This window comes from Bradyrhizobium sp., assembly GCF_049581145.1.
Classification (GTDB): domain Bacteria; phylum Pseudomonadota; class Alphaproteobacteria; order Rhizobiales; family Xanthobacteraceae; genus Bradyrhizobium.
The window spans coordinates 1-3,813 of sequence record NZ_JBAURI010001031.1; the positions used below are offsets into that span (position 1 = coordinate 1).

Sequence of the window (3,813 nt, forward strand, 5' to 3'; positions counted from 1 at the left end):
CGCCGGCCTCGTGCTCCTTCAGAACCGCGATGATCTGCTCTTCCGTGAACCGCTTCCGCTTCATCTGTCCGTCCTTCGTCAGGGCGGACTCTAAATCCTTCTGGAGGAAATTCTTAGGGGCAGGTCAGTTTCGCTAAAAGACCGAATCGGGGATTCCAATGGTGGCGCGGCAAGCTGTCTGCTGGGAGGAGGCCGGCATGAATGGCGAAGTCATATTCGGAGGATTAAAGTGGCCCCCGAAGCACGCACTGAATAGTTGCTCAGAAAGCAATTAGCCCGCTGATTTGGGCTAAGCCTATCGCTCCGATATGAGTCTGTTCGGTGAAATCGCCTGAAAGAATCAGATGGCGAAGTTCTGCCAGCGAAGTCGAGCTAACGCTAACCCCAGGTTCTTCGACAAAGTCACGGACACGCTCGCCGGTTTCAATAAGGAATGAATAGGTCACGTTATCGATCCGGCTGGAACAGGTCGCCCCCTTGCCAAGCAGCGTAATTGACTGAATGAGGTATCCGGTTTCCTCCAGCAGCTCTCTCGCCATAGCGTCGGTCGGATCTTCGTTCTCCTCAAGCATTCCCGCTGGAAGTTCAAGTGAGAAGCGTTGAATCGCTGGACGATATTGGCGAACCAAAAGGATGCGCCGCTCGGGGGTAATAGCCACTGCAACCAAATAAGGAGGCTGCGCTACTGCGTGATAGGTCTCGATTTCCGAGTTAGAGCGGAACTGCACATCGCGCGCCACGAGTTCAAGCCATGGTGAAACCACGGTGCGCCTAATGCTGATCAATTTTGGAAAATCATCTTTCACGATCTCATTCCCTCACGCCGGGACATTGCATCACACCATGTCTGTATTGTCGGCAAACGATTATATCGGGCTCCGCTATTTGTCACACTCCCCACCGGAGACATTCCTGTGTCATCACGATTCTGCCATGCGCAATGAGCCCAAAGTACAACGACGCGGGCCGCCAAACTACAAGTAGCTCAAAGATTGCGGGCTTGGGACCCTTTTTGGGACAACGCCGATTTACCGTCGGTTTTTTCCTATTTCAGAAGCTTAGTTTCATTTAATGGCGGACCATGACCGATGATGAGGCGACACGGAAGGACTCATGAGCCGCGCGGTCAACTCTCGAGACCCTCCAGGAAAGAGGCCGAGCCCTGGCTAGCTTGGGCCCCAAGCATGCCTCGCAGCGAGGCGCACGACATCGTCAAGGGCCTTGCTAGATCGCCCTGCCGATTCCAACGCCCCGCTGGACCGGGTCGTGGAGCGAGCCGGCCTTCGCTGCGCCGACCGACGTGAATCGCGGAGGGCGAAAAGGCGACCAGCCGCTGCACCCACGGGCGAAAGACGTGGCGATGCTGGTGTTTGCTGATCGACCGGGGCGCCCATTCTGATACTTGCAGGTCACTACGCCTCTGGGACGATGACACCTGGCTAGATTCCTTCTGGACTCAGTCCGCGCGGCGCGGACACCTGGTGATGAAGTGAGCGCCGCCCGATGGCGCCGACATCGATCGGCCGCCGACAGACCATGGCGCCGCAACGGGCTACGCCTCCGGTTTCGACCGACGCGAGATCGCGGCCGTTACCTCTCCGACACTACCTTTTGGGGCCGCTGTTCGCCAGCTTCGCCTATGAAAGTAACGCCTCCGTGACGTCAGGGAACCCTCCCAGACTGGAACTGATTCACGATCATCAGTTCCAAAGTCTCTACCGATTGGAAATTTTCGGGGGTTATTTCGGATTGCGGGATTGTGAAATTGAATTCGGCTTCCACACCAAGCATCAGGCTAACCATGTCCATTGACGTGAACCCGATATCCACCAGCCGCGAGTCGGGGTACGCTTTTGAAATAATTGAATTCTGCTCAAGGATCGCCTCCACGAGAGCAAGAATCCGATTCTGAAAGTCGGCATTCTTCATTTTCAACCTTCTAACAATGTCGCGCCAATTCTCTATTTCAAATCGACTGTGCCACGATTGACTTTTCGCTAGCAAGACGTCCGCTCGTGGCCTCTAAGTATTCAAAAACTCAAAATTAACACTCGACATCGAAAAAACACCTCTTTATAATCTAAATGCCATTTAATTTCAATCCTCTGACTAAATCAAGATGAACTAAAATATCGATTTAATTCTAAATTTCAGCCTTGGTCGGCGCGATGCTGGCCTGTTTGCGGGAGACATATCGGCCGTGAACGTCCAAGAATCCCGGATCGGCCGCGTTGCCCACGGCGGCACCGGCGAACGATCGCTTCTCGATCGGAGCTCACTAGTCGAGCGAACGGCGACAGTAGCCGCGTCCGCGGCCACGGAAGCCGAGGATGTCGATCGCGACGCCCGCTTCCCGCAAAGCGCCATCGACACCGCGCGCCAGGAAAGGCTGCTCGGAGTTCAGATCCCGCACCGGTTCGGCGGTGACGGCGCGTCGATGTCCGACATTACCGACATGTGCTACACGCTCGGTCGTGCGTGTTCATCCACCGCGATGATCTTTGCGATGCACCAGACCAAGGTCGCCTGCCTGGTCCGTCACGGCGTCGGCAGCCGCTACCACGAAGCCCTGATGCGTCGCGTCGCGGCCGAACAGTTGCTGCTGGCGTCCTCGACCACCGAGGGCCGGAACGGTGGCAATATCCGCTTCTCCAGCGCCGCTGTCGAGCACATGGACTTCGAAATCTCGCTGGTGCGAAACGCCACCGTGATTTCCTATGGCGCGCAGGCCGACGGCATCATCACCATCGCGCGCCGCGCCAACGATGCCGCCGGTTCCGACCAGGTCCTGCTCGCCATCACCAAGAACGATTACACGCTGGAACGCAGTCTCGAATGGAAGACGCTCGGCATGCGCGGAACCTGCAGCGCCGGTTTCGAACTGAAGTTCAAGGGCACCAAGGACCAGATCTTCCCGGATGCCTATGACAAGATTCATGCGCAGACCATGACGCCGGTGGCGCATCTTTGCTGGTCCTCAACCTGGGCGGGGATCGCGGCGGCGGCCGTCGAGCGCGCGCAATCGTTCATCCGCAGAGCCGCGCGCGGCGACGGCGGCCAGATGCCCCCTGGGGCGGCGCATTTCACCGCGGCCAAGATGACGCTGGCCAAACTGCGCGCCATGATCACTTCAAACCTCGACACCTATCTGGACCACGAAAATGACGGGCGCGCGCTGGCCTCGCTCGACTTCCAGTCATCGATCAACCTGCTCAAGGTGCAGGCCTCCGAGCTTGCGGTTGAGACCGTGATGAGCGCGTTGCGCGCCTGCGGATTATCCGGATATCGGAACGACGGCGACTTCAGCGTCGGCCGACAATTGCGCGACGTGCTGTCGGCGCCGATCATGATTAACAACGACCGCATCCTGGCCAATATCGCGACCGCGAGCCTGATGAGCGGCGTGCCCACTAAGTTGCGCGACTGAAGAAGATTTTCGGAACCGGGAAGAAGCCCGAACATGAATGTTGTCATCCGAACCGGCGCACCGGAAGTCACGCCACAACCACCCGATGCGCTGGACCATCTGGCGGACGTCCTGTTCCACAAGATGGGCACCGATGGTGTCTATGCCCGCACCGAGCTCTATGAAGGCATGGTCGAGCGGCTCGCTGCCCTAATCACGCGGCATCGAGAGCCGGACACTGAGGTGATGCGCTTTCCGCCGGTAATGAACCGCGGGCAACTCGAGAAATCCGGCTATCTGAACAGCTTTCCTAATTTGCTCGGATGCGTGTGCGGCCTCCACGGAACCGAACGCGACATCAACGCCGCGGTCGGCCGCTTCGACGCCGGCGGCGACTGGACCACGTC

At 57.9% G+C, this 3,813-nt stretch carries 3 protein-coding genes and 1 pseudogene; 2 read left to right on the forward strand and 2 right to left on the reverse strand.

Annotated features, from left to right (window positions below):
* Nucleotides 1-260 precede the first annotated feature (260 nt).
* Nucleotides 261-806, reverse strand: coding sequence for an NUDIX hydrolase (locus WCB02_RS33375; RefSeq protein WP_423965134.1), 546 nt, complete (start codon nt 804-806; stop codon nt 261-263).
* 856 nt (nt 807-1,662) lie between these two features.
* Nucleotides 1,663-1,929 carry a phosphopantetheine-binding protein gene (locus WCB02_RS33380; RefSeq protein WP_423965136.1) on the reverse strand — a complete coding sequence of 89 codons (267 nt, stop codon included), beginning with the start codon at nt 1,927-1,929 and terminating at the stop codon, nt 1,663-1,665.
* Nucleotides 1,930-2,221: 292 nt separating this feature from the next.
* Here WCB02_RS33380 and WCB02_RS33385 point away from each other — a divergent pair, with 292 nt between their 5' ends.
* Nucleotides 2,222-3,427, forward strand: coding sequence for an acyl-CoA dehydrogenase family protein (locus WCB02_RS33385; RefSeq protein WP_423965138.1), 1,206 nt, complete (start codon nt 2,222-2,224; stop codon nt 3,425-3,427).
* Between the two features lie 33 nt (nt 3,428-3,460).
* Nucleotides 3,461-3,813 (forward strand): annotated as a pseudogene (locus WCB02_RS33390) (amino acid--[acyl-carrier-protein] ligase); the annotation flags it as partial.

Bases quoted from the DNA above. Each gene is read 5' to 3' on its own strand.
- WCB02_RS33380 (WP_423965136.1), bottom strand. From the start codon at position 1,929: ATGAAGAATGCCGACTTTCAGAATCGGATTCTTGCTCTCGTGGAGGCG.